This is a genomic window from Ruegeria sp. YKSD163, from assembly GCF_059612905.1.
Window position 1 is genome coordinate 29334 of the sequence record NZ_JBXWRM010000021.1, and the last position, 22995, is coordinate 52328.

At 63.1% G+C, this 22995-nt stretch carries 24 protein-coding genes and 1 pseudogene; 16 read left to right on the plus strand and 9 right to left on the minus strand.

Annotation, left to right across the window (positions count from 1 at the left end; genetic code table 11):
* Positions 1-5: 5 nt before the first annotated feature.
* Complete coding sequence (locus AC2FNA_RS20480) at positions 6-458, minus strand: c-type cytochrome (RefSeq protein ID WP_496829723.1); 453 nt, start codon at positions 456-458, stop codon at positions 6-8.
* 226 nt (positions 459-684) lie between these two features.
* Between AC2FNA_RS20480 and AC2FNA_RS20485 the strand changes: the two genes are divergently transcribed.
* Positions 685-1653 (plus strand): zinc transporter ZntB, encoded by a 969-nt coding sequence (locus AC2FNA_RS20485; RefSeq protein WP_496829725.1) that lies wholly within the window; start codon positions 685-687, stop codon positions 1651-1653.
* Between the two features lie 10 nt (positions 1654-1663).
* Here the strand turns inward: AC2FNA_RS20485 and AC2FNA_RS20490 are convergent, their stop codons facing one another.
* The gene (locus AC2FNA_RS20490; RefSeq protein ID WP_496829727.1) at positions 1664-2836 is read right to left on the minus strand and encodes an NnrS family protein; all 1173 of its coding nucleotides are present in this window, start codon (positions 2834-2836) and stop codon (positions 1664-1666) included.
* A 161-nt stretch (positions 2837-2997) separates the two neighbouring features.
* On the opposite strand from AC2FNA_RS20490, the gene AC2FNA_RS20495 reads away from it, so the two are divergent.
* From AC2FNA_RS20495 to AC2FNA_RS20565, 15 genes and pseudogenes are all read left to right on the plus strand, one after another.
* The gene (locus AC2FNA_RS20495) at positions 2998-4743 is read left to right on the plus strand and encodes a cytochrome D1 domain-containing protein (protein ID WP_496829729.1); all 1746 of its coding nucleotides are present in this window, start codon (positions 2998-3000) and stop codon (positions 4741-4743) included.
* 87 nt (positions 4744-4830) lie between these two features.
* Complete coding sequence (gene cobA / locus AC2FNA_RS20500) at positions 4831-5604, plus strand: uroporphyrinogen-III C-methyltransferase (RefSeq protein ID WP_496829731.1); 774 nt, start codon at positions 4831-4833, stop codon at positions 5602-5604.
* A complete protein-coding gene (locus AC2FNA_RS20505) occupies positions 5597-5956 on the plus strand; it encodes a c-type cytochrome (protein WP_496829733.1) in 360 nt (119 codons plus the stop codon). Before cobA ends, AC2FNA_RS20505 begins: the two co-directional genes overlap by 8 nt.
* A complete protein-coding gene (locus AC2FNA_RS20510; protein ID WP_496829735.1) occupies positions 5953-7098 on the plus strand; it encodes a cytochrome D1 domain-containing protein in 1146 nt (381 codons plus the stop codon). Before AC2FNA_RS20505 ends, AC2FNA_RS20510 begins: the two co-directional genes overlap by 4 nt.
* A 5-nt stretch (positions 7099-7103) precedes the next feature.
* Positions 7104-8096, plus strand: a complete 993-nt coding sequence (gene ahbB / locus AC2FNA_RS20515; RefSeq protein WP_496829737.1) for a siroheme decarboxylase subunit beta — start codon at positions 7104-7106, stop codon at positions 8094-8096.
* Entirely contained in the window at positions 8093-8542 is a 450-nt protein-coding gene (locus AC2FNA_RS20520) for an Lrp/AsnC family transcriptional regulator (RefSeq protein ID WP_496829739.1), read from the plus strand. The genes ahbB (AC2FNA_RS20515) and AC2FNA_RS20520 overlap by 4 nt, the downstream gene beginning before the upstream one ends.
* Positions 8539-9021: a siroheme decarboxylase subunit beta gene (gene ahbB / locus AC2FNA_RS20525; protein WP_496829741.1), complete on the plus strand. Its 483-nt coding sequence runs from the start codon at positions 8539-8541 to the stop codon at positions 9019-9021. The genes AC2FNA_RS20520 and ahbB (AC2FNA_RS20525) overlap by 4 nt, the downstream gene beginning before the upstream one ends.
* 1 nt (position 9022) lies before the next feature.
* Entirely contained in the window at positions 9023-10234 is a 1212-nt protein-coding gene (nirJ, locus tag AC2FNA_RS20530; RefSeq protein ID WP_496829743.1) for a heme d1 biosynthesis radical SAM protein NirJ, read from the plus strand.
* Complete coding sequence (locus AC2FNA_RS20535) at positions 10209-11846, plus strand: cytochrome D1 domain-containing protein (RefSeq protein WP_496829745.1); 1638 nt, start codon at positions 10209-10211, stop codon at positions 11844-11846. The genes nirJ and AC2FNA_RS20535 overlap by 26 nt, the downstream gene beginning before the upstream one ends.
* Complete coding sequence (locus tag AC2FNA_RS20540; protein ID WP_496829747.1) at positions 11803-12078, plus strand: hypothetical protein; 276 nt, start codon at positions 11803-11805, stop codon at positions 12076-12078. Before AC2FNA_RS20535 ends, AC2FNA_RS20540 begins: the two co-directional genes overlap by 44 nt.
* Positions 12079-12271: 193 nt before the next feature.
* Complete coding sequence (locus AC2FNA_RS20545; RefSeq protein WP_496829749.1) at positions 12272-13423, plus strand: aminotransferase; 1152 nt, start codon at positions 12272-12274, stop codon at positions 13421-13423.
* Positions 13424-13469: 46 nt separating this feature from the next.
* Positions 13470-14171 (plus strand): sigma-70 family RNA polymerase sigma factor, encoded by a 702-nt coding sequence (locus AC2FNA_RS20550; RefSeq protein WP_496829752.1) that lies wholly within the window; start codon positions 13470-13472, stop codon positions 14169-14171.
* A complete protein-coding gene (locus AC2FNA_RS20555) occupies positions 14172-14807 on the plus strand; it encodes a ChrR family anti-sigma-E factor (protein ID WP_496829754.1) in 636 nt (211 codons plus the stop codon).
* Positions 14808-14959: 152 nt separating this feature from the next.
* Positions 14960-15088, plus strand: a complete 129-nt coding sequence (locus AC2FNA_RS20560) for a hypothetical protein (protein ID WP_496829796.1) — start codon at positions 14960-14962, stop codon at positions 15086-15088.
* Positions 15055-15321, plus strand: a pseudogene (locus tag AC2FNA_RS20565) (IS630 family transposase); the annotation flags it as partial. The gene AC2FNA_RS20560 and the pseudogene AC2FNA_RS20565, both read left to right, overlap by 34 nt.
* Positions 15322-15436: 115 nt before the next feature.
* Here the strand turns inward: AC2FNA_RS20565 and AC2FNA_RS20570 are convergent.
* The 7 genes from AC2FNA_RS20570 to AC2FNA_RS20600 form a co-directional block, all read right to left on the minus strand.
* Positions 15437-16111: a lipid-binding SYLF domain-containing protein gene (locus tag AC2FNA_RS20570; protein ID WP_496829757.1), complete on the minus strand. Its 675-nt coding sequence runs from the start codon at positions 16109-16111 to the stop codon at positions 15437-15439.
* 73 nt (positions 16112-16184) lie between these two features.
* Positions 16185-17216, minus strand: a complete 1032-nt coding sequence (locus tag AC2FNA_RS20575; protein ID WP_496829759.1) for a DUF1214 domain-containing protein — start codon at positions 17214-17216, stop codon at positions 16185-16187.
* A gap of 111 nt (positions 17217-17327) precedes the next feature.
* Positions 17328-18128, minus strand: a complete 801-nt coding sequence (locus AC2FNA_RS20580) for a transporter (protein WP_496829760.1) — start codon at positions 18126-18128, stop codon at positions 17328-17330.
* Between the two features lie 67 nt (positions 18129-18195).
* Positions 18196-19695 (minus strand): DUF1254 domain-containing protein, encoded by a 1500-nt coding sequence (locus AC2FNA_RS20585; protein ID WP_496829762.1) that lies wholly within the window; start codon positions 19693-19695, stop codon positions 18196-18198.
* A gap of 135 nt (positions 19696-19830) precedes the next feature.
* Positions 19831-20877, minus strand: a complete 1047-nt coding sequence (locus tag AC2FNA_RS20590) for an AraC family transcriptional regulator (RefSeq protein ID WP_496829764.1) — start codon at positions 20875-20877, stop codon at positions 19831-19833.
* Between the two features lie 592 nt (positions 20878-21469).
* The gene (locus AC2FNA_RS20595; RefSeq protein WP_496829766.1) at positions 21470-22195 is read right to left on the minus strand and encodes an SDR family NAD(P)-dependent oxidoreductase; all 726 of its coding nucleotides are present in this window, start codon (positions 22193-22195) and stop codon (positions 21470-21472) included.
* Positions 22192-22962: a DUF1365 domain-containing protein gene (locus tag AC2FNA_RS20600; protein WP_496829768.1), complete on the minus strand. Its 771-nt coding sequence runs from the start codon at positions 22960-22962 to the stop codon at positions 22192-22194. The genes AC2FNA_RS20595 and AC2FNA_RS20600 overlap by 4 nt, the downstream gene beginning before the upstream one ends.
* Positions 22963-22995: the final 33 nt, after the last annotated feature.

Sequence of the window (22995 nt, forward strand, 5' to 3'; positions counted from 1 at the left end):
CCTTCTCAGCCGGCGTCGTTGGGGGGCCAGCCCTGGGTGTCGATCGTGTTCGTCCACAGCAGGAAATCGGACAGGTTCCGCATCTCCGTGTCGCTGAGGTCGAAGCGCGGCATCTGGCGGCGGCCTTCGATGCCGGTGGGTTGTGCCTCCATCCAGCCCTTGAGCATCTCAAAGGCGGCATCGGGATCGTCCTGCACCCCCCAGCGCGTCATTACATTGCCCAGCTCGGGGGCGAAATAGGCGCCCTCGCCCAGGATCGAATGGCAGTTGATGCAGGCGTGTTTCTCCCAGACATGCTTGCCGTCTGCAACACTGGCGGTCAGCGTTTCGGCATTGGTCGAGGTCGAAGTGATGTAACGGTGGGAATGGGCCGACAGGGCCAGGAAGATGAGGATGAAGAAGAGGGACCCGCCATAGAATATGTTGCGGGCCATGCTTTTGGTCATGACTTCGCGCATCGCGCTCTCCTTTGCGCCGCGTTTCTGATGGGGGCGACAATGGCGGGCGGGGAGAAAGATGCCTTAACCAAAGTCAAGACTGGCGCCGAATGCCGCTCATCGGCCCTTGCGGGCCTCGTTGTGACACCCAGCGAGGGCGCCCGAAATGGCGGAGAAACTGCCCGCATTTACGCTGGACAGCGGGTGCGGGTGCGGGTCACTCTTGGTGCAAAACAGGCCGATCACCATGCCCGCAAAAATCCTCGCCCCAATCCACGCGTTCGATTTCGACGCTGGTCATGCCAGCCCCGTCACCGAGAGTTGGCCGGCGCCTGCGCCCGTCGCGGGCACCGGGTTTCGCTGGCTGCATCTCGACCTTTCGGACCCCGCCAGCGCCGACTGGCTTCGTGCGCATCTTCCACCGGTTGCCGCCAGCGCACTGACCCAGACCGAGACCCGTCCCCGCTGCGACCCGCTGGCCGATGGCATCCTGCTCAACCTGCGCGGCGTCAACCTGAACCCGGGATCGGCGCGCGAAGACATGGTTTCGCTGCGGCTCTGGGTGACGCCCTCTCTTGTCGTCACCGCCCGCATCCGCCGTATCCGCGCCACGGATGAATTGCGCCAGCAATCCGACAGCGGGCGCGGGCCGGACAGTATCGCCCTGTTTCTGTCCGAGTTGCTGCACGGACTGTCGCACAGGATCGAGATCGTTTCGCTGGAACTGGACGACCGGACCGACGGGATTGAGGAAGAGGCGCTGGAAGGCGCCGGTGACGTGAATGACAAGCTCAGCGCGCTGCGACTGGAGGCAATCAAGCTGCGCCGCTATCTGCATCCACAGCGCGAGGCGCTGGATGCGCTCTTGCGCAATGAGGCCGGGCTGTTCGATCCCGCCGGGCTGGTTCTGCTGCGCGAAGCTGTCGATCGCACCCGTCGCACCATCGAGGAACTGGATGCGACCCGCGACCGGCTGGCCGCGGTGCAGGATCAGATCGCCTCGGAACAGGTGCGTCTGCTGGGCCGCAACAGTTTCGTTTTGTCGGTGGTGGCCGCCGTGTTCCTGCCGCTTGGGTTTCTCACCGGTCTTTTCGGGGTCAATATCGCGGGTATGCCGGGCACCGGATCACCGCTGGCCTTCTGGCTGCTGGCTGGCGCCTCGGCCCTGCTGGGCCTTGCCATCGTGTTGCTGTTCCGGCTGCTGAGATGGCTGTGAGCCGACCGCCTTATCCGGCGGAACCCGCGCGCGGACCAATCAGCGCTGGCCACATCGCCGCAAGATAGGTAGTGAACGCGGCCGTCCACAACAACCCCGCGAGCAGCATAGCCGGAAGGTAAAGCGCTTCGAAGCCGGAGCCCGCCCATCGCGTCAGCGCCGCCGCCGCCATCAGCCCATAGCCCAGCACCATCGGCCCCGGCGCCACCAGCGGGCGCCCGGAATGACCAAGCGCCGCGCGGCTCATCACCGCCAGCGTCATGCCGCCGACACAGCCGATGCCCAGCAGATGCAATGCCGCCAGTTCGTTGCCCAGGCCCAGCCCGGCCAGCCCCCACAGGATCATGCCCGCCGCCAGCATCGCCAGCGCCAGGTGAAGCGCCCACAGGATCGGCTGCGACAGGCACCAGAGTCCGCCCCAGCGCATCAGCCGCAGCGCCTGCACCACGCCAAAGGCCAGCGCGACCGTGCCACTCAGCCCCGCAGGCGCGCCGCCAAGCACCATGCCCGGCAGCAGCAGAGCCAACACCACCGCCGCCCGTTCGAGCAGCGCCCGGCTGACGGGCCAAATCGTTTCGGCCACGCCTGCGCGTTTCATTGCGTTGCGGGTAAAGGCCGGGGTGATCCGCCCGCCCAGCACCGAAATCAGCGCACACAGCACCGCCAGACCGGCGCGCAGCCCGGTTTCGGCATCGCCATAGCCGGTCCCGATCCAGTCCAGATGCAACCACAGGTCGGCGGCCCAGAGATAGGCCAGGAACAAAAGGAACATCAGGTTCTGTGGCTTGGGACGTTTCAGCAGCTGGGTCACGATCTTCAGCGCCAGCACCGGCAGAAAGGCCAGATCCAGCAGTGCCACCCAGACTGGCGGCAGCGCACCCGCGTACCAGACCGCCAGCCGCCCGGCCAGCCACAGTCCCGCCGCCAACGCGATGAAGCTCTGACGCGCGCCGGGCGCGCCGGTCCAGTTTGGCACCGCGGTCAGAAAAAAACCGCCAAGGGCGGCGGTGGCGTAACCGAACACCATCTCATGAGCGTGCCACTGGCTTGGCACCTGCGCCAGCGCGGGTCCGTCACCCGCCAGAAAAAGAACCCAGATCGCCCCGGCAAACAGGCCGTAAACACCCGCCGCCAGGAAAAACACCCGAAACCCTTCGGAAAACAGTCGCGTCAGCGCGTTCATCTCTTGCCTCCTGCCGCACGGGTCGCCCGCGCGGGATCGTTCGCTCGTCCCGTCACGCTAACGGCAGAGGCGGCGGTTGACCTTAACGAAAGTCAAGGAGCGTCCCCGCGCGGGCTGCCAGAGTCGGACATGCCTCACCAGCCTTCGACGGAGATACCGTTATGAAACCAACCCCCGCCATTCGCAGAACCCTGCTTCTGACCAGTGCCGCCATGGCCCTGGGCCTGGCCGCACCCATGGTTGCCGCTCAGGACAGCCACGGGTCGGATGCCGGCGCCGCCTATCAGCCCAGCATGACCACCCTTGGTGCCCTGAACCTGGAAATCCCCGGACGCCGCGAAGGCGACCCGGTGATGACGCAGGAAGAGTACAACATCGGCAACAAGATCTATTTCGAACGCTGCGCCGGGTGCCACGGCGTGCTGCGCAAAGGTGCCACCGGCAAGCCGCTGACCACCGACATCACCCGCGACGTGGGCTATGAATACCTGCGCGATTTCATCACCTACGGCTCTCCTGCCGGTATGCCCAACTGGGGCACCTCCGGCGAGATGAGCGAAGAAGAAATCGACATCATGGCGCGCTACATCCTGCTCGATCCGGCCTCGCCGCCCGAGTTCGGCATGGCCGAGATGCGCGAGACCTGGAAAGTTCTGGTCGCGCCCGAGGATCGCCCGGCCGAGAAGATGAACGATATCGACATCGACAACCTGTTCTCGGTCACGCTGCGCGATTCCGGTCAGGTGGCGTTGATCGACGGTGCCAACTACAAGATCCACGCGGTGATCGACACCGGTTACGCGGTGCATATCAGCCGGATCTCGGCCTCGGGCCGCTATCTGTTCGTGATCGGGCGCGACGCGCTTGTGAACATGATCGACCTGTGGATGGAGACCCCCGCCACCGTGGCCCAGATCAAGGTCGGCTCCGAGGCGCGCTCGATCGAGACTTCGAAATTCAAGGGGTTCGAGGACAAGTACGCGATTGCCGGTTCCTACTGGCCGCCGCAATACGTGATCATGGACGGCGACACGCTGGAGCCGCTCAAGATCAAGTCGACCCGCGGCATGGTCTATGACGATCAGAGCTATCACCCCGAACCGCGCGTGGCCTCCATCGTGGCCAGCCACTTCAACCCCGAGTTCATCGTCAACGTCAAGGAGACCGGGAAGATCCTGATGATCGACTATTCGGACATCAAGAACCTCAAGGTGACCGAGATCGAAGCCGAACGCTTCCTGCATGATGGCGGGTTCGACAGTTCCAAGCGGTACTTCCTGGTCGCGGCCAACGCCCGTGGCAAGGTGGCCGTGGTCGATACCAAGGACAGCACCCTGACCGCGCTGGTCGAGACCGGCGGCCAGACACCGCACCCGGGCCGGGGCGCCAACCTGATGCACCCGACCTATGGTCCGGTCTGGGCAACCTCGCACCTGGGGGATGAGACCGTGGCGCTGATCGGCACCGATCCCGAGGGACACCCCGACAACGCCTGGAAGGTCGTGCAGACCCTCTATGCCCAGGGCGGCGGTTCGCTCTTCGTGAAATCGCACCCGACCTCGGAACACCTTTATGTCGATGCGCCGCTGAACCCGGATGCGGAAATCTCGGGCTCGGTCGCGGTCTTCAAACTGGGTGATCTGGCCCAGGAAGAGCCGGAATACACCGTTCTTCCGATCGTGGAATGGGCCGAGATCGGCGAGGGTCAACCCCGCGTCGTGCAGGGCGAGTTCAACCAGGAAGGCAACGAGATCTGGTTCTCGGTCTGGAACGCCAAGGACCTGGAAAGCGCCATCGTCGTTGTCGACGACAAGACGCTGGAACTCAAGGCCGTGATCAAGGACCCGCGCCTGATCACCCCGACCGGCAAGTTCAACGTCTATAACACCCGGTCCGACGTCTACTGACGCCGGTCCGTCGGGCGGGCCCGGTTGCGTCCCGGGGCCCGCCCATCCCTTTCCCCTCTCGCCAGCCCCAACCTGACGGAGCACGCCATGACACTCACCGGACATGTCCACCTGATCGGCGCAGGACCAGGAGATCCCGAACTGCTTACCCTGCGCGCCCTGCGCCTGCTGCAAGAGGCCCAGGTGGTGGTCTATGACCGGCTGGTCGATCCCCGCATCGTGGCCATGGCACCCGATGGTGCCCGGATGATCCCGGTGGGCAAGTCGCCCAAATGCCATCCTGTGCCGCAGGACCGGATCAACCGCATTCTTCTTGACGAGGCCCGCGCGGGTCATGTGGTGGCCCGGCTCAAGGGTGGCGACCCGATGATCTTTGGCCGCGGCTCGGAAGAGGCGGCCTTTCTCATGGCCCACGGGGTGCGGGTCGATTACGCCCCCGGCATCACCGCAGCGCAGGGCGCTTCGAGCGCGACCGGCGTACCGCTGACCCATCGCGGCCTGGCAACAGGCGTGCAATATGTCACCGGCCACCGGCAGTCGGACCGTGTGCTGGACCTCGACTGGAAACGCCTTGCCGATCCCGACACCACGCTGGTGGTCTATATGGGCGTGGCCAATATCGGCCAGATCGCCATCGGCCTGATGACCGAGAACCTGCCCGCCACGACCCCTGTTCTTGCAATCAGCCGTGCGACCACGCCGGATGAGCGCCGCCTGCTGTCGCGGCTCGACCGGATCGCGGCGGATGCCCGGGCCGAGGCGCTTGAGGCGCCGACCCTCTTTATCATCGGCAAGGTGGTCTCGCTTTATGCCGAGCAGCCGGTTACCGATCTGCTGGAACAGGCGGTGGCCCATGGCTGATACCGCTTTCTTTCCCCGCCTTCACAGTGGCACCGCACTCGGCATCGGCAAGGCGCTGCTGACCATCGCCGCGCTTTTGGCCACCACCGCCTTTGCCGCCGAAACCCTCGACCCCGACGCGCTCAGGCGGCTGGTGCAGCAGGATTGCGGCTCGTGCCACGGGCTGACGCTCAAGGGTGGGCTTGGCCCCGATATCCGGCCCGAGGCGCTTGGCCATTTCGACCGCGAGGTGCTGACCGGCGTCATCCTCGACGGCATCCCCGACACCGCGATGCCGCCCTGGCGCCCGCTTCTGACCGAGGAAGAGGCAGAATGGATCGCCCGTTACCTGCAAGACCCGGAGGCCAGATGAAACCGCTTGTCCTGACCCTTGTCGCCGCGCTGATGGCGGGCACCGCCGGCGCCCAGACCGTTGCCACCGGCGATCTGGGGCTGGTGATCGAACGGGCCACCGGCTCGGTCCTGCTGGTCGATCAGTCCGAGCGCGCCGCGCTGGCCCGGATCGAGGGGTTGGGCGATCTCTCGCATGCCTCGCTGGTCTATTCCCCCGATGAACGCTTTGCCTATGTGTTCGGCCGCGACGGCGGGCTGACCAAACTCGACATCACCACCCGCCAGATCGTGAACCGCGTGCTGCAATCTGGCAATGCCATCGGCGGCGCCATCTCGGACGATGGACGGCTGGTCGCCGTGTCCAACTATGATCCCGGCGGCGTGCGCGTCTTTGATGCCGACACGCTTGAGGTGGTCGCCGACATCCCCACCGGCGGCAAGACCATCGGCCTGGTCGATGCGCCGGGCCGCCGCTTCGTCTTTACCGTCTGGGATACGGGCGAGACCTGGATCGCCGATTTCACCACGCCCGAGCCGGTGCTGACCACCATCCCCGGCATGGGCAAGAACCCTTATGACGCGCTGATCACCGGCAATGGCCGCACCTATATCACGGGCCTTTTTGGCGAGGACGGGCTGACCGCGCTTGACCTGTGGGACGAGACGCCCCAGCCGATCCGCGTTCTACCCGGCTATGGCCGGGGTGAGCAGGAAATGCCGGTCTACAAGATGCCGCATCTCGAAGGCTGGGCGCTGACAGGCCGCGAATTCGTGCTGCCCGCCGTTGGCCACGCGCAGGTCCTGTGGGTCGATGCCGACACATTGACCGAGACCGGGCGCACCACCACCCATGGCCAGCCGGTATTCGCCATGGCGCGGCCCGACGGGCGGCAGGTCTGGGTCAACTTTGCCCATCCGCTGAACGACACCATTCAGGTTATCGACACGGTCAGCAAAGAGGTGATCCACCAGTTCAAACCCGGCCCCGCCGTGCTGCATATGGAATTCACGCCGCGCGGGCACGAGGTCTGGATCAGCGTTCGCGACGCGGGCAAGGTGATGGTCTACGACACCCGCACCTTTGAGAAACTGCGCGAAATCGAGGCAGACAGCCCGTCGGGCATCTTCTTTACCGCGCGCGCCCATCGGACGGGGCTGTGACGCGCATGTGCCAGATCACCGATCCCGTCGACCGCGCCCTACTGGATGACTGGCAGCGCGATTTTCCCATCACCGACCGCCCGTTCCTGGGCCTGGCCGAACAGCTGGGCGTCTCGGAGCACGAGGTCATCACCCGCCTTGCCCGGATGCAGGCGGCGGGGCGGATCACGCGGGTGGGTGCCACCATCGCGCCCGGCAGCGCCTCTGCCAGCACCCTCGCCGCGGTTGCCGCCCCCGAGGACCGGATCGAAGAGATCGCCGGGATGATCGGCGCCGAGCCGGGAGTGAACCACAATTACCAGCGCGAGGATGACTGGAACCTCTGGTTCGTCGCCACCGGACCCGACCGGGTGCATGTGGACGCAACACTGGCGCGGATCGGAGCGGCCAGCGGGCTGCGGGTGCTCGATCTGCCCTTGCTGCGGCCCTTCAACGTCGATCTGGGTTTTCGCATGGGCGCCAGAACGCCACGTGTTCCTACACGAAGGGCGGTCGATGCCAGCGTACTGCGTCCCGGCGATACCGACCTGTTGCAGGCGCTGACCCAGGGCCTGCCGCTGGTACCCGCGCCCTATGCGGCTTTGGCCGAGGGGCTGGGCCTGAACCCGGGCGAGGCAATGGAGCGGATCGCACTGTTGCAGCAGGCCGGGGTGATCTCGCGCCTTGGGGTCATCGTGCGGCATCGGGCACTTGGATGGTCGTCGAACGCGATGGTAGTCTGGGACCTGCCTTCCGAGAGTGTTGATCTCGCCGGTCCGGTGTTGGCCGCGCATCCCGGCGTGACCCTTTGCTACGAGCGACGCCCGGTACCGGGTGTCTGGCCCTACCGGCTCTATTCCATGATCCACGCCCGCTCGCGCCGCGAGGCGCTGGCGGTGCTGGACAGCGCCATGGCCCTGCCCGAACTGGTCGGTGCCCCGCACAAGGTGCTGTTCTCGACCCGCTGTTTTAAACAGACCGGCGCGCTGATCAAACCCCGCAAGGAGGAGGCCGCATGACCCCCGACGCAACCGACCGCCGCATCCTCAACCGCATGCAGGAGGATCTGCCGCTGACGGCGCATCCCTATTCCGCCGTTGCCGCCGAACTGGGTCTTGCCGAGGGTGAATTGCTGGAGCGGCTGACCCGGATGAAGGCTGCGCGGCTGATCACCCGTTTCGGTCCGTTTTTTGATGCCGCCGCCATGGGCGGGGCCTTTTGCCTGTGTGCAATGGCGGTGCCCGAGGCGGAACTCGAAAGTGTCCTGACCAAAGTCAATGCCCACCCGGAGGTGGCGCATAATTATGAACGCACGCACCGGCTGAACATGTGGTTCGTGCTGGCCACCGAAACCCCCCAGGGGATCGCGGCAACCGCCGATGCGATCGAGACGGAAACCGGGATTGCGGTCCTGCGCTTTCCGAAATTGCAGGAATTCTTTATCGGCTTCCGGGTGGCGGCATGATCGACGAGACAGACAGACGCATTATCGCGGCCATGCAGGAGGGCCTGCCGCTGGTGTCCGCCCCCTTTGCCCGGGTCGCCACCGACCTGGCCCTGCCCGAACCCGAACTGATGGAACGTATCGCCGCCCTGAAGGCGCGCGGCGTGATCCGTCGCATCGCCGCTGCGCCCAACCACTACAAGCTGGGCATGACCTCCAATGGCATGACCGTCTGGGACGTGGACGATGCCCGCATCGCCGATCTGGGCGCGCGCGTGGGCGCGCTGCCCTTTGTCACCCATTGCTATGAACGCCCCCGCGCCCTGCCCGACTGGCCCTATAACCTGTTTGCCATGGTGCATGGCGCCGACCGGGACGAGGTCGAGGCCAAGCGTGCCGAAATCGCCGCCCTGCTGGGCACCGCCTGCCGGGGGCATGACATCCTCTATTCCACCCGCATCCTGAAAAAGACCGGGCTGCGCCTGAAGGAAAGGACCTGACATGTTCCGGCTCACCGAATACATGCACCAGTTGATCGCACCGACCCCGGTGCGCCAGCGCCGCCCCGGCCCGGTGAAACCGGTGGTGATCTGGAACCTGACCCGGCGCTGCAACCTGAAATGCCGCCACTGCTATACCGTATCGGCGGATGTGGATTTTCCCGGCGAGCTGAGCCATGAACAGGCCATGGACACGCTGGAGGATCTGGGCCGGTTCAAGGTGCCCGCGATCATCCTGTCGGGGGGCGAGCCGCTGGACCGGTTCGATTTTTTCGACATCGCCACCCGAGCGCGCCAATTGGTGCCGATGCTGGCGCTGTCGACCAACGGCACCCGGATCCACCGTGAAACCGCCGACCGCATCGCCGATGTCGGCTTCAGCTATGTGGGTATCTCGCTCGATGGGATCGGCGCCACCAACGACTGGTTCCGGGGCGTCGAGGGCGCCTTTGCCGACGCCCTACGCGGGGTGCGCGCATGCAAGGCGCGCGGCATCAAGGTTGGCCTGCGCTTCTGCCTGACCGAGGGCACCCAGCACCATCTGCCCGATCTGCTTCAGCTCTGCGATGACGAGGGCGTGGACAAGTTCTATCTCAGCCATCTGGTCTATGCCGGGCGCGGCGACAAGAACCGGCGCGAGGATGCTGCCCATCTGCGCACCCGCCACGCGATGGACCTGCTGCTGGACCGCGCCTGGGTGGACGCGGCCGAGGACATGCCGCTCGATATCGTGACCGGGAACAACGATGCCGACGCGGGCTATTTCCTGGATTGGGTACGGCGTAATTTCGACGCCGAGCGGGTGGCGCATATCCGCGCCCATCTGGCCGCCTGGGGTGGCAATTCCAGCGGGCTGGGCGTGGCCAATATCGACAATCTGGGCCGGGTGCATCCCGATACCTATTGGTCCGACTACACCGTCGGCAATGTGAAGACGGCGCCGTTCTCTGAGCTCTGGACCGGGGATGACCCGATGCTGGTGCTGCTGCGCACCCGCCCCCGCCCGCTCAAGGGCCGCTGCGGTGCCTGCACGCTCAAGGATGTCTGCGGCGGCAATACCCGCATCCGCGCCTTGCAGCTGACCGGCGATCCCTGGGCCGAGGACCCGGCCTGCTACCTGTCGGATGCCGAGATCGGCGTGACGGGTTCGGACCGCCTGACCGTCACCCCGTTCCGAGGAAAGAGACATGACCCGGCGCATCAGTTCTTTTGACAACCGCATATGCGGGGCCGCATCCGCTGTGCCTGCCGCGCGCGAAGGAGCCTCCGGCGGGAGTATTTGGAGCAAAGTGAAATATGGGGTCTGTGCCCTTTTGCTGGCGGGTCCGCTGGCGGCGGGACCGGCCGAGGACTACGCAGAGCATTGCGCCAGCTGCCATGGCGCGGGGCGGCTGGGTGGGCTTGGCCCGGCGCTGATCCCCGAAACGCTGGGTCGGATGCGCGGGCCGAAAGTGGCCACCGTGATCCGCGAGGGCCGAACAGCGACCCAGATGCCGGGGTTCTCGGACACGCTTGACGAAGCGGCTATCGCCGCGCTGGCGGAGTATGTGAAAGAGCCGCTGGCCGATATCCCCGCCTGGGGCGAGGGTGAGATCATGGCAAGCCGGACGCTCGACAGCGACTATGTGACTGCTGCCGCACCGGTCTGGGACGCCGATCCGATGAACATCACCCTGGTGGTGGAAACCGGCGATCATCATGTCAGCGTGCTGGATGGCGACACCTTCGACATTCTCGACCGGTTCGAGACGCCCTTTGCCGTGCATGGCGGGCCCAAGTTCAGCCCGGACGGGCGTTATGTCTTCATCATGTCGCGCGACGGCTGGGTGCAGAAGTATGACCTCTGGTCGTTGCAACAGGTGGGCCGGGTGCGCGCGGGGCTCAACAGCCGAAATATCGCCATGAGCCATGACGGCAAATGGCTGGCGGTGGCCAATTACCTGCCGATGTCGCTGACCCTGCTGAGCACCGAGGATCTGTCGGTGGCGAAGGTCATGAAGGTGACCGCCAAGGATGGCACGCCCAGCCGGGTCTCGGCCGTCTATCAGGCGCCGCAACGGCAAAGCTTTATCCTGGCGCTCAAAGACGCGCCCGAGATCTGGGAGGTGGCGACCGACCCCGATGCCGACCCGGTTTACGAGGGCTTCATCCACTCCCGCGAAAAGGGCATGGTCGAGGCGATCGCCTCGTCCGAGGGCCTGTTCGCCCGGCGCCGGATCGAGATATCCGAGCCGCTCGACGATTTCTTCTTTTCCGACGATTACCGCAACCTGATCGGCGCCGCGCGCGACGGGGTGCGCGGGGTGGTGGTGAACCTGAACGTCGGGCGCGAGATTGCCGAACTGCCGCTGGAGGGCATGCCGCATCTGGGCTCGGGCATCAGCTGGGCGCGCGACGGGCGCCGGGTGATGGCCACGCCGCATCTGAAAGAGGGCAAACTGAGCGTCATCGACACCGAAAACTGGACCCGCATCGCGACGATCCAGACCGAAGGTCCCGGATTTTTCCTGCGCAGTCACGAGAACACCCCCTATTTCTGGGCCGATGTGTTCTTTGGCCCCAACAAGGACGCGATGCATGTGATCGACAAGCAGAGCCTCGAGATCGTGCGCACCCTGCGCCCGGCGCCGGGCAAGACGGTGGCACATGTGGAGTTCACCCGTGACGGCAAACATGCACTTGTTTCGGTCTGGGAAGAGGATGGCGCGGTCATCGTCTATGATGCGACGACGCTTGAAGAGTTGCTCCGCCTGCCGATGAAGAAACCCTCGGGGAAATACAATGTCTGGAACAAGATCACCTTCTCCGAAGGCACTAGCCACTGAGCCGGGCATCGAGGGCCGCTGGCCGGTCTGGAAACTGGCGCTGCTGCTGTGGCCGGCGGTGACGGCCACGGTGGCGATCAACCTGTTCATGGCGGCGCTGATGCTGCGCGTGCTGGGGGGCACGCCCTTGGGGCCGGTGGCAGCGCTCCTCTGGTCGCTGCCGCTGGGTATTCCGGCCAGCTGGCTGGCCGGACGCTGGTTGCGGCGCCTGCTGGACGAGGCCGAAAGCTGATCGACCTTTCGGCGAGGCATCGGAAAATTGCAAATTTTCCGTTCCGTTTTCCGGGCCGGAAAACGGAACCCCTCTCCCTATGTCAACGGTCTGACCCTGATCCCGACCCTGGTTGAGATTGCCAGCGGCGTCGAAATCTGGGAACTCTGTCCTGCGGACCGGACCGCCGAGCAGACCGAAAGAAAGGCCAGCCATGCGCATAGACCCCTTTGGCGTCGAAATCTGGATGAACGAATTCGAAAACCACTGCGCCTATAACCTGGCCGAAACCTGCGTGGCGTCGCTCGACATCGGCGAACTGCTGGAACTGGCCGGTCGCAATGACGACGTGATGAGCGACCTACGCGCGATGAAGATGACTTATGGCGCCATTGAAGGCTCCGACCGGCTGCGTGATGCGATCTCGACCCTCTATCGCAACCAGAAACGCCAGAACATCGTGGTGACCCATGGGGCCATCGGTGCGAATGCGCTGGTGCATGAAACCCTGGTCGAACCGGGCGATCACGTGATCGCCATCCGCCCAACCTATCAACAGCACTATTCGATCCCCGAAAGCTATGGTGCCACGGTCGACATCTTGGATCTGCGACCCGAGAACGGCTTTCTCCCGGACATGGCGGAATTGGCCGCGTTGATCCGGCCCGAAACCCGGCTGATCGCCTTCGCCAACCCCAACAACCCCACCGGGGCGTTGATGGAACATGACCTGTTGCAAGAGGTCATCGCGCTGGCCCGCCCGCACGGCACCTGGATCCTGTGCGACGAGGTCTATCGCGGCACCAACCATCAGGGTGATGGCTTTGCCCCGGCCATCGCCGATCTCTACGAACGCGGCATCAGCGTCGGCGGCATGTCCAAGACCTTTTCTCTGGCCGGTCTGCGGTTGGGCTGGATCGCCGCCAACCCCGAGGTGATCTCGGCCGTGTCGATCCATCGCGATTACAACACTATCAGCGTCGGCATGCTGGACGACTATTTCGCCGCCATGGCGCTCGAGGCCAAGGATCGAATCCTTGAACGCAGCCACCGCATCACTCGTGGCAATATCGAGATTCTGGCCGACTGGGTCGACCGCGAGCCCGATATCTCTTGGGTCCGCCCGCGCGCCGGCACCACCGCGCTGTTGAAATACGATTTCGACATGCCTTCGCGCGATTTCTGCGTCCTCCTGCTGGAGGAGACCGGGGTGATGTTCACCCCCGGTTCGGCCTTGCATATCGAGGGCTGGCTGCGCATCGGCTATGCCAACGACCCCCGGATCCTGACCGAAGGGCTGGCACGGGTCAGCACCTTCCTGACGCGCCTGCGGGCCGAGCGGACAGCTGCGCCCGTGAAAACGTGACCGCGGACAGAGCCGGTATGGACACCCTCAAGTAGGGGTGACATCCGTGCTGACATGGTGGCGCGAAAATTTTCGCGACGCGGCTGATCCAGTTTGGGGCTTTACCCGTATCCCTTCCATGGTGACACTGGACGTGAAAAAAGAAACCGGCACGGGCGCTCTGAAAAGGGTGTTCCCGAGAGGCAAGGCAGTATTGTCCGACAACACCAGTTATTCACAGTTGACCGTTTGGCTGCTTGCGGTCCGAGACCAGCGGGACCGGGCCGCGTTCGGCGACCTGTTCGACCATCTTGCGCCCCGTCTAAAGGGTTTTGTCATGCGCTCCGGTGCAAGCTCTGCGCTGGCAGAGGAAATCGTGCAGGATGTAATGCTCACGATATGGCGGAAGGCGGCACAATTCGATCCGCGCAAGGCACAAGCCTCGGCCTGGATCTATCAGATTGCCCGGAACCGCCATATCGACATTGTCAGGAAAGAGCAGCGTCCAATCCCGGACGAGCTGGGCGAAGCGCCCGAACCCGAGGATGATGCAAGCCAGATCCTGGCGCTTGAACAGGAAACCGAAAAGCTGAAGCAGGCGATCGCGCTGCTTCAACCGGATCAGAAAGAAATGATCGAAAAGGCCTATATCGGCGAACTGACTCATCAGGAGATCAGCGCGCAGACCGGGCTTCCCCTTGGGACAGTCAAATCCCGCATTCGGCTTGGACTGGGGCAGCTTCGGAAAGAATTGAAAGGATTGCGCTGAATGTCTGCAATCACCCACCATATCCCCGACTCGATGATCGCCGCCTATGCGGCTGGCAACCTATCGCATGCGTTTTCCATGGTCGTGGCCAGCCATCTGTCGTTTTGTCGCGAATGCCAGGCGGCTCTGGGCGCGCATCAAAGCGCGGGTGGCGCTTTGCTGGAACAGTCCGAACGGGCCAGCATTACAGGCGACCTGAAGGCAAATGTCTTGGCCCTGCTGGATGAGCCGGTCACACCTGAACCGGTCTATGATGCCACCGGGATTTACCCCGGTCCCGTGATGCAGGCCCTCAAAGGTGGAGCACCCCGGTGGAAAACGCTTGGCATGGGTGTCAGGCAAAGCATCCTGTTCGAGGGCGATGGCGGATCGGCGCGGCTGCTATATATTCCGGCCGGACAGGCGGTGCCGGATCACAGCCACAACGGGCTGGAGTTGACGCTTGTCCTGCAGGGCAGTTTCAGCGACGAAGCCGGGCGTTTTGCCGTGGGCGACGTCGAGATCGGTGACGAGGATCTGGAGCACACACCTGTTGCCGATGCCGGAGACCCGTGCATCTGCCTTGCTGCGACGGATGCGCCCTTGCGGTTCAACGCACTGGTGCCAAGGCTGCTGCAACCTTTGTTCAGGATCTAGTGGAGCCAATGCGACGAAGGAGCCCGAATTGGGAGTCCGTTCCGGCATTGGCTGTGCGAGGCATACTGAAGCGCACAGGAAATTCGTTCAAAGTCTCAAGCGAGGACAGGTCCTGACTTGAGGCGGTCATTTCGAACCCGCCCTCGCCGCAAATGCATGTCTTGCGTTGCCGCAACGTGCTTCTGAACGCCGATGGTGCCGGAACAACTTCGATCATGGCAATCACGGCCAAGTCCAAGACCTGCGTCTGGCGCGGCATCCGCGCTGGACGTTTCACTTAGTCTTGACATCGCCCTCCTTGCTGAACGTTGTCGAGGGAGTCTTCGCCAAACTGTGGCGACGCAGGCTCAAGCATGGCGTGTTCCATTTGGTCGTCGACCTGCAGGCCGCCTTCAACCGCTTCATCACCTAACGCAGCACAACCGAGGCCAAGCCATTCGTCGGGCGTGCCAAACCCGACGACATCTTTGCTGCCCGAAACCGAAGGGTTCAAGCCTTGGCTTCACCCCTCTAAACCCCACCAAAATCTGACGAAAACTATCAGGTGGAGGCAACGACCCCGAACCGGAAGCGCTCTTTCTGTGCTACCCACGGATGCAGCAGCCTTGATCTGAGTTGGAAAACTGTACTCAGTTAAGCTCCTCATCTTGCCAATACTTTGTTCCCGAAGCATTGGCGTTGATGCGCCATCCTGTTTTGCTCAGCACAAAGAACGACCGCCCGTCCGTGAAATTGGCCTCAGTCGTCGTTCGTTGGTCTCCTTGCATTGCGCCCGCATCTGCTGACGCCTCGTAACCATTTTTTACAAACCGTTCGAAGTCGACCGGTGTCTCAAACATGACAACGAATTGCGATTCAAAACCGCCAATCCCGAAAGCAGCGCCAACACCTCCAGTTCCCATCTGCATGTACGTCCGGCCGCCCTCCGGCGAAACGGCAACACCGCGGCCATAGCCAGCCGAGAGCGGGAAAACGGAAACGCGACGCATATCAAAAACCGCATGGCCGGCACTGATTTCGTAGGCTCTGGCAGCTTCAGCGTTTTCACTTAGCAATTGCGCCAGTACCTCGCTTGCCATCGTATCAAGTTTGGCTCTTGTCGCTTCAGGCGTTTCTTCATTGCGCACGAGGTCGCTGGTTGACTCCACGGCGTCTCCGACGGCATCCGCTCCCTTTTTCGCGACCTCACCAACTTTGTCCGCACCTTTCTTGACGCTGTCCAGAAGGCCTTGCGCGCATACGGGTGCGGTACACATCGTTACGAGAAGCAACACGAGCGCTGTTTTCATGGAATAGTTCTTCATGTTTTACCGATGGCAGACGGGCTGAACGTTGCAGGTCAAGAGCAACGTGCAGCCAAACAAGGAAATACGAATTTCACTCAGCGGGCTGCATTTCCGGAAAGACCCATTCACCCGAAATGATCTCGGGCATGGGGCGATAGGTCCGTGCCACGTAGTTCCAACCTTCGGTGATCGGGATGCAGTTGATGCGCCCGTCTTCACAGCCGCCGGCATTGATCGTGATGCTGCCATCCGCGTTCTTCTCGGCGGTGATGTTGTTCAGGGCAACCCGGTTTAGATCGTTCGGCTTCATGTAGTTGTCCTCGCCGTAGATCGTGATCGACCAGAAGCCCTTGTCACCCAGCGGAACGTCCTTGACCGTCACAGAATAGGGCGTCGTGCCGTCGTTCACGGTAGGCGAATGCGAGAAGTAGATCGCGGCTTCCTTCGGGTTGCCACCCCAGCCGGCCGCCGTGCCCATCTTGAATTTCAGCGGGTCGAGCCTGGAGCGGTCGCCGAAGAACTCCTTGGTGTCCGATACGGTCGAAGCCAGAACTGCGAGAGCGTTGCGAACCTTGAGAAGCGAGTCCATGTCCCATTCGGGCACATCGAAGTTGCCCACGTCAGCCTGGCTCACCTTGACCTGATCCTGCAGCGCGTTCGCCTTGGCGATGTCTTCCTGGTCGGTCGCGGCCATGAAGGTGCGCAGCGCGACGATGACGTAGCGGGTGCCGATCTGTTCCTGCGTCAGGGTGATTTCCGCCGGCGCGTATTCGACGGGGATCATCGAATGATCCTGATTGATGATCAGCGCCGACATGAAGCGCTCACCCGGATCCGGCAGCGTGATCGTGACCGGATTGGTCAGATCGAACACGCCGAAGGAATAGAGCGTGTCGACCTGCATCCGGACCACCGCCTGCGCGTCGATCGGGACCGGGTTGCGGATGTGGTAGAACTGCCCGAAACCGCCCAACTCGACGTAGTCGCGCATGGTTCTGTCGGTTTCGGCGCGCTCGAAGTTGTCGACGGTGACCCTTTCGGCCGCGGCGACAGGCAGCGCGATCGACGCGCTCAGCAACAATGCCGCCAAACCGGCAGTCCTGGATTTGAAGTAGGTTTTCATGTGTCTGGTTCTCCTCTGGAATTCTCTGGCGAGTTTCTTTCCCGACATTTCAGACGATAAGCGGATCAACTGGCTGCTTGCGAGGGCACGTCTATTGACGGAACGCTTGCGTTACTTTGGGTACAGGAAGGTGATCTGGAACCGGGCCGCCCAGCCTTCGGGTCCGCTGTCGGGCGAAGTCGCCCAATAGCGCAGGCCGCCCAGCAGGCTGACGGGTTGGTTGCCGAAATTCACCAGCTTGGCGACAGTCACATTGACCGGCACAGACCATTCGTTGGTCACGCCGTTGTAGGTGCTCTCGGTATTCAGGCCATAGGTCCACGACGTGGGCGTCGTGTAGGACAGAAACGGTTGCACGAAGGTTGTGTTGATCTCGACATCGCCGCTGACATCCCAGACCTGGCTGGCCAGCGCGCCATAGGTCCAGCCGTTCTGCTGCTTCAAGACCAGACCTGTCACACCGGCGCCCCAGGTGTCCGACGACAGATCGCTGCCGGATGGGATCTGGAAGACCGGGCCCGCGCCCCAGATCAAGCCATTGGCCGTCGGATTCTTGGGCGAGAAGAAGAAGCTTTGCGTCACATCCCTCAGGCCAGAGATACTGCCGGACCCCGAAGGCGTGTTTGTATTCGCAGAGAAGGGAATGATCGTTCTGGAGATCAGGTTCCAGTTTTCATTCAGGCTGATGGGGATGACGGGCTGTATCGTCCAGGTGCGGCTGATGCCATCGTCCCCGGTGCCGATGTTGGAATCGTAGTCGAACTTGAGCGGAACACTGATCAGCGAAGCGACGGGGTTTGACAATTGCTTGGCCAGTTCGGCGTCACTGGTGGATTGCGCCCATGCGCCAGACGACATGCCAAGGCTGGCAAGGGCAGCAAGCGTTCCTGAAAAGATCCCTGTCCTGCTCATGACTTTTGTCCTTTTTGAGAATGGTGAAATCTGGCCCGGCGATTGGCCGGGCCAAAGCGCTTGCGGCCTATTCGACCGGCTCGAAGTCACCCGGCTTCCAGGTCTTGTCGAACCAGGGCTCCAGCGGGCCATAGAGGCGGATCAGCGTGTTCCAGCCCTTGCCCGGCATGGTCTGGACCCAGTTGCCTTCCTTGCCTTCCGGTGCCTCGGGGCCGAACCAGATCGTATAGGAACCATCCTCGTTCGCCATCAGATCGGGGCTGTTGCTGTCCACGCCTGCAAATTTCTGGTCGGTTTCCAGCATCGAACGGGTCTGGTTATCGTAAACCATGAAGGACCAGAAGTTGTTGACCGGGACCGGGGCCGGCAGCGTGATGCTGTAGGTCTTGCCGCCGTCGAGATACTCGCCGTTGGCATCGCGTTCCGCGTAGCCATAGACGGATCCCGTGCCGACGGCGGGCGCCGCCATGGCTGGCGTGATTCCGGTGGCGTAGTAGTGGAACAGGACACGGGCATCGAGCAACCGCTCGCCGTTGTCGTAGAACTCGGAACTGCCGCCGATGAAACTGGTCTTCCACTGTCGGTCCGGATAGTAGAAGCCGCGCTTATCCCGCTGGGCGAACACGATCGCCCGCGCGGTGGCATTCCCGACCGCGACCGCGTCCGTCAGGATCGCGCGCATCCGCTCATCGGGCTCGAAGGGCTGGCCCTTCTTGATGCCGATGGCCGCCAGCGTGCCGACCACTTCAGCCGGCAAGGCATCGCCGGGTTCCTTCTGGATGACCGCGTTGATTTCCTCGTAGAACTCGAAATTGTTGGCGTGGACGGTGTTGATCTTCAGCCCCGACAAGTTGACGAACTTTGTCTCTGGCGGGTTGTCGCGCTGCGCCCATGGGTAAACCCGCATCGTGTCCTTGACGCCTTGGGCCGTCGCTTCGATATCTCCGTCCGTGACGAAGGCCCGGGCCAGTTGCCACAGCGTGTAGGTAGACGACTTGACGATGAAGTAGCCTTCCGCGGGCAACTCGCCCTCGTAGCCCGGCGGCACGAACAGATACTTTCCGCCCTCACCTTTGTCGGGACCGGTGAGGCCGACATCGGTGACATGCTTGAAGTAGCCATCGTCCATCGGCCCTAGAAGTCCTGGCGACGCCTCGAGCACGATCGGACCGTTTTCCAGGTCAAAGCAGTGGGTGACGTAGACGGTTGTCGAGTTCGGTGTCAGGAAGATCGACCTGGCGTCCATCAGTGTTTCGAAAATGCCGAACGTCTGATCGTCCAGCCCGGCATCTTCCTTCAGACCGTTGCACATCGCATAGATCGATGCCGCCGGCATGCCATCGAGAAACGCCTGCACGCCCCGCATGAAGTCAAGGTTGTCGTAGGCCAGAGCCACCGTCTCGGTGTCGGGGGCGCCGTCGGTGAACCGCAATGTGCCCAGCCGCGTCTCGACGGTGTCGGGGGTAAGGATCGAAGGTGGGACGTCCGCCTTGTAGGTGGGCTCGGCGACGGCGGGCGCGGCCCAAAGGATCAACGCGGCGGCTGCGGCCGACTTCCAGGATATCATGCTTGGTCTCGCTCCATTTTGCAAACGAGCCGCTTCAAATCTGCGACTCTCGGCATGTGTGGATTTGTACACGTTCGGGCCCGCCGGAACCGACCATTTTACGACAAAGCACCGGCGCTCGCCGAAGCGCCGGGATCAGGTCCTTTGGCGGTCGGACTGCCGCTGCATTGCGCCCTTCGACGCGCGGCGGATCTCGGCCGGAGACCGGCCCAGGGCCTTGCGAAAGGCACGGGCAAAGTGCGTCGGCGCCGAGTAACCGAGGTCTGCCGAGATATCGAGGATCGGGATGTCGGTCTCATGCAGCAATTCGAGGGCACGGTCCATGCGAACCCGTGCAACGATGTCGCGATAGCTCGTTCCGGCCTCGTCGAGACGTCGCTGCAGAGTCCGCGGCCCGATGGCAAGAAGGTGCGCCAGCCCCTCGAAGTCGGACGCCTCGTGGTGCAGGCGTGACCGCACGATCTCGGTGACTTCGCCCACGAAGTTGGGCGGAGCCCCGGCAGAAACCAGCCGGCGCAGATCCGCGGTCGTGACCGGGTGACCGGCGGATGGGGAAATCCTCGCAGAGGTCAACAGATCGCGCGGCAGGACAACCACAAGGTCAGGCCGGTCGAAGACGACCGGACAGCGGAAGATGTCTTCCCATGTCCCGGCAGGACGCGGTCGCGGCAGGTTGACCTCAATCCGGCTCGGCGCCCATCCCGGGCCAGTGAATGCCCGGATGAGGCTGATCATGGCGGCGGCAGCGCAGGCGGCATAGTGCGGGTATCCGATAATGCCGAACAGCTCGGCGCGGTGGATGAACCACGCCTCGTCGCCGCGGATCTCGAGCGTGAGCGTGTCCATGCTCGCGTGGTACGGCATCGCTCGCTCGGTGCGTCTGAACGCCCCTTCCAGCGTCTCGGCGTCCCGGACATAGGATCCCCAGAGCCCCCAGTCGGCGACATCGAGGTGGCGTCCATAGGCGAGGCCGAGGTCGCGCATCCCGAGTTCCCGGGCCGTCGCCTCGAGAAGGGCATACAGATTTCGCTGCGGCATGAAGCGAGCCGAAGCTCCCTGCGCAATCTCCGGTACGTCGGCCGATGAAAAGATCCTGGAGATCGCCCGCGTCCCCGCCACCGCCTCGACCAGAGTGGGCAGCGGCGTCGTGACGTATGTAGCGATGATAGGCGTCCTACGCACTGTCACGTCCTCAGGAATGTCCTTCGAGAGGATAGCAACCAACTCGCAACCAAGCCACTACGCAGAGTGCTGCCGGGCCTCGCAACCCATTTAGATCGACTTGTCCGTAATCGATCTCTTCCTTGGACGCTGGTGGAGGCAGCTATGCGGCTCCGACTGAACCGTTATCTTTGTCCTGCTCAGGGCGTATTCGTACCCGGATTGGGAAGATTTTCGATATTGTCATTTTTCCCATTTGGAACTCGACGCGGCTGGTGGGATTTGCCCATTGGTGCGCAACTGACGAAGGCACGAAACAAGCCGGTTCCTTGAGTTGATCCAATTTCTGCGAAGGTCTCAAGAGTCCGTCCTGCCGTCGTACGCCCGGCTTGTCATGCTGCGCGCAAACGAACGCCCGGATTGGCGAAGCTGCTTATCAGCGGTACAGCGCCGGGGGAATCTTTGCGCTCGATCCGCGCCGTCATCGGCTATGTCCACTGTTCGCGCACAGCAGGCCTATGCAAACAGTTCGCAACAGCCGCGAACGAGGGTTCGAATTGTCTGACTCAATTCACTAGGATCGGATTGGGCCGGATACCGCCCCGCCTCCTTGTCATCCACCGCGATAGACAAGCCAATCTGGCAGCAGGTGCAACAGTTTGATCGCCCAAGAAAAGGGGCGCGGGAAGTCTGTGCGGAACCGACGGTGACGCATCGCGGCCAGAACATGATCGGCTGCGCGATCAGGGGCCATGATCTGCGGCATGGCAAAGCTGTTCTTGCCCGTGAGCCGGGTCTTGATGAAGCCGGGATTGACAAGGCGCACCGTGACGCCGCTGCCGCGCAGATCGTGCCGCATCGTCTCGGCCAGGCTGATCAACGCGGCCTTGCTGGCGCCATAGCCGATGGCCGCGGGCAAGCCCCGGTACCCGGCTAGGGATCCGATCAGCGTAATGTCGCCCTGCCCTGCCCGGACGAAATCGGGTAGGACCTGTCCCAGAACGCGCAACGCACCGCCAAAATTCACGTCGTTCATTGTCAGCGCAGTCTCTGTATCCCAGTCCTGGCTGCGCATCGGCTCATAGGTTCCGGCATTGTAGATCACTGCATCGACCCGACCCGCCACATCTGCGGCCTGGATGACCGAGCTCAGGTCGGTGACGTCCATTGGCACGACGCGCGCTTGCCTCAACTCTGCCGCCAGCGTTTCAAGCGCGTCGGCCGAGCGCGCGGAAAGAATGACCCGCGCGCCCTGCCGGTCCAGCTTTCGGGCGATTTCGCGGCCCAGCCCGTGGCTGGCCCCGACCAGCCAGATCGTCTTGCCGGCGAAACTGTTCATGCCTTGCGGCCCGAATAGGTCGAACTGTCCGAGATCAGCGGTTCGGGCGGGGGCGGTGTTCTGAGGAACGGCGCCCGCTTCATCCAGAGTTTCAGCGCCTGCCAATGGATCAGAGCGACCACGCGCATGGCACCAAGCGGTCGGCGCAGGGCAGCCCCGGCCAGCGAGACAGTGGTCGCGGGACGGCGCAGTCCGTTCAGTGTCGCCAGCACACCCTGATCGCCGTTCTGATAGGCGATACGGATGTTCACGGCGCTGTCGGTCAGCTCGAAGTTAAACCGATACTCTCCGGCGACCTGTTGAAACGGCGATACATGCATCAGCTTTTCGGCCTGGATGACCTCTTCTTGGCGGATCGGCCGGAAATCGGAATGGGCCGCGAAATAGCAATGCCGATGCCCAAAGGTATTGTTCACCTCGGCGATGAAAGCTCGCGGGGTGCCGTCGATGACTGCGATCCAGAAACTGACCGGATTGAAATGGAACCACAGAAAGCTGGGTTGCGTCAGCAGGAACAGCCGGGCGCGCTCGACCGGAAAGCCGCGTTGGCGCAACTGATCACGGAACCAAGCGACCCCCTGCCCGTTGCCACGCGGACCGCCGTGATGCCTGTCATGGATCGAGAACAGGTTGAACCGGTTGCGCGACAACAGCGGCGGCGCGCCTGTACCCAAATCGGTCAGGATGTAGTCGACCCCGTAGCGGAAGGCGTTCTTCAGGTTCCCCTGCCGGGCGTGATAGGTCTGGGCTGCAACATGTTCGATCATGACCTGTTTACGCGGTCAGGCCGGTTGCGGATC

Excerpts from the sequence above, each read along its gene's own strand:
- AC2FNA_RS20480 (WP_496829723.1), bottom strand. The coding sequence starts at position 458 with ATGCGCGAAGTCATGACCAAAAGCATGGCCCGCAACATATTCTATGGC.
- AC2FNA_RS20485 (WP_496829725.1), top strand. The coding sequence starts at position 685 with ATGCCCGCAAAAATCCTCGCCCCAATCCACGCGTTCGATTTCGACGCT.
- AC2FNA_RS20490 (WP_496829727.1), bottom strand. The coding sequence starts at position 2,836 with ATGAACGCGCTGACGCGACTGTTTTCCGAAGGGTTTCGGGTGTTTTTC.
- AC2FNA_RS20495 (WP_496829729.1), top strand. The coding sequence starts at position 2,998 with ATGAAACCAACCCCCGCCATTCGCAGAACCCTGCTTCTGACCAGTGCC.
- cobA (WP_496829731.1), top strand. The coding sequence starts at position 4,831 with ATGACACTCACCGGACATGTCCACCTGATCGGCGCAGGACCAGGAGAT.
- AC2FNA_RS20505 (WP_496829733.1), top strand. The coding sequence starts at position 5,597 with ATGGCTGATACCGCTTTCTTTCCCCGCCTTCACAGTGGCACCGCACTC.
- AC2FNA_RS20510 (WP_496829735.1), top strand. The coding sequence starts at position 5,953 with ATGAAACCGCTTGTCCTGACCCTTGTCGCCGCGCTGATGGCGGGCACC.
- ahbB (WP_496829737.1), top strand. The coding sequence starts at position 7,104 with ATGTGCCAGATCACCGATCCCGTCGACCGCGCCCTACTGGATGACTGG.
- AC2FNA_RS20520 (WP_496829739.1), top strand. The coding sequence starts at position 8,093 with ATGACCCCCGACGCAACCGACCGCCGCATCCTCAACCGCATGCAGGAG.
- ahbB (WP_496829741.1), top strand. The coding sequence starts at position 8,539 with ATGATCGACGAGACAGACAGACGCATTATCGCGGCCATGCAGGAGGGC.
- nirJ (WP_496829743.1), top strand. The coding sequence starts at position 9,023 with ATGTTCCGGCTCACCGAATACATGCACCAGTTGATCGCACCGACCCCG.
- AC2FNA_RS20535 (WP_496829745.1), top strand. The coding sequence starts at position 10,209 with ATGACCCGGCGCATCAGTTCTTTTGACAACCGCATATGCGGGGCCGCA.
- AC2FNA_RS20540 (WP_496829747.1), top strand. The coding sequence starts at position 11,803 with ATGTCTGGAACAAGATCACCTTCTCCGAAGGCACTAGCCACTGAGCCG.
- AC2FNA_RS20545 (WP_496829749.1), top strand. The coding sequence starts at position 12,272 with ATGCGCATAGACCCCTTTGGCGTCGAAATCTGGATGAACGAATTCGAA.
- AC2FNA_RS20555 (WP_496829754.1), top strand. The coding sequence starts at position 14,172 with ATGTCTGCAATCACCCACCATATCCCCGACTCGATGATCGCCGCCTAT.
- AC2FNA_RS20560 (WP_496829796.1), top strand. The coding sequence starts at position 14,960 with ATGCATGTCTTGCGTTGCCGCAACGTGCTTCTGAACGCCGATGGTGCC.
- AC2FNA_RS20570 (WP_496829757.1), bottom strand. The coding sequence starts at position 16,111 with ATGAAGAACTATTCCATGAAAACAGCGCTCGTGTTGCTTCTCGTAACG.
- AC2FNA_RS20575 (WP_496829759.1), bottom strand. The coding sequence starts at position 17,216 with ATGAAAACCTACTTCAAATCCAGGACTGCCGGTTTGGCGGCATTGTTG.
- AC2FNA_RS20580 (WP_496829760.1), bottom strand. The coding sequence starts at position 18,128 with ATGAGCAGGACAGGGATCTTTTCAGGAACGCTTGCTGCCCTTGCCAGC.
- AC2FNA_RS20585 (WP_496829762.1), bottom strand. The coding sequence starts at position 19,695 with ATGATATCCTGGAAGTCGGCCGCAGCCGCCGCGTTGATCCTTTGGGCC.
- AC2FNA_RS20595 (WP_496829766.1), bottom strand. The coding sequence starts at position 22,195 with ATGAACAGTTTCGCCGGCAAGACGATCTGGCTGGTCGGGGCCAGCCAC.
- AC2FNA_RS20600 (WP_496829768.1), bottom strand. The coding sequence starts at position 22,962 with ATGATCGAACATGTTGCAGCCCAGACCTATCACGCCCGGCAGGGGAAC.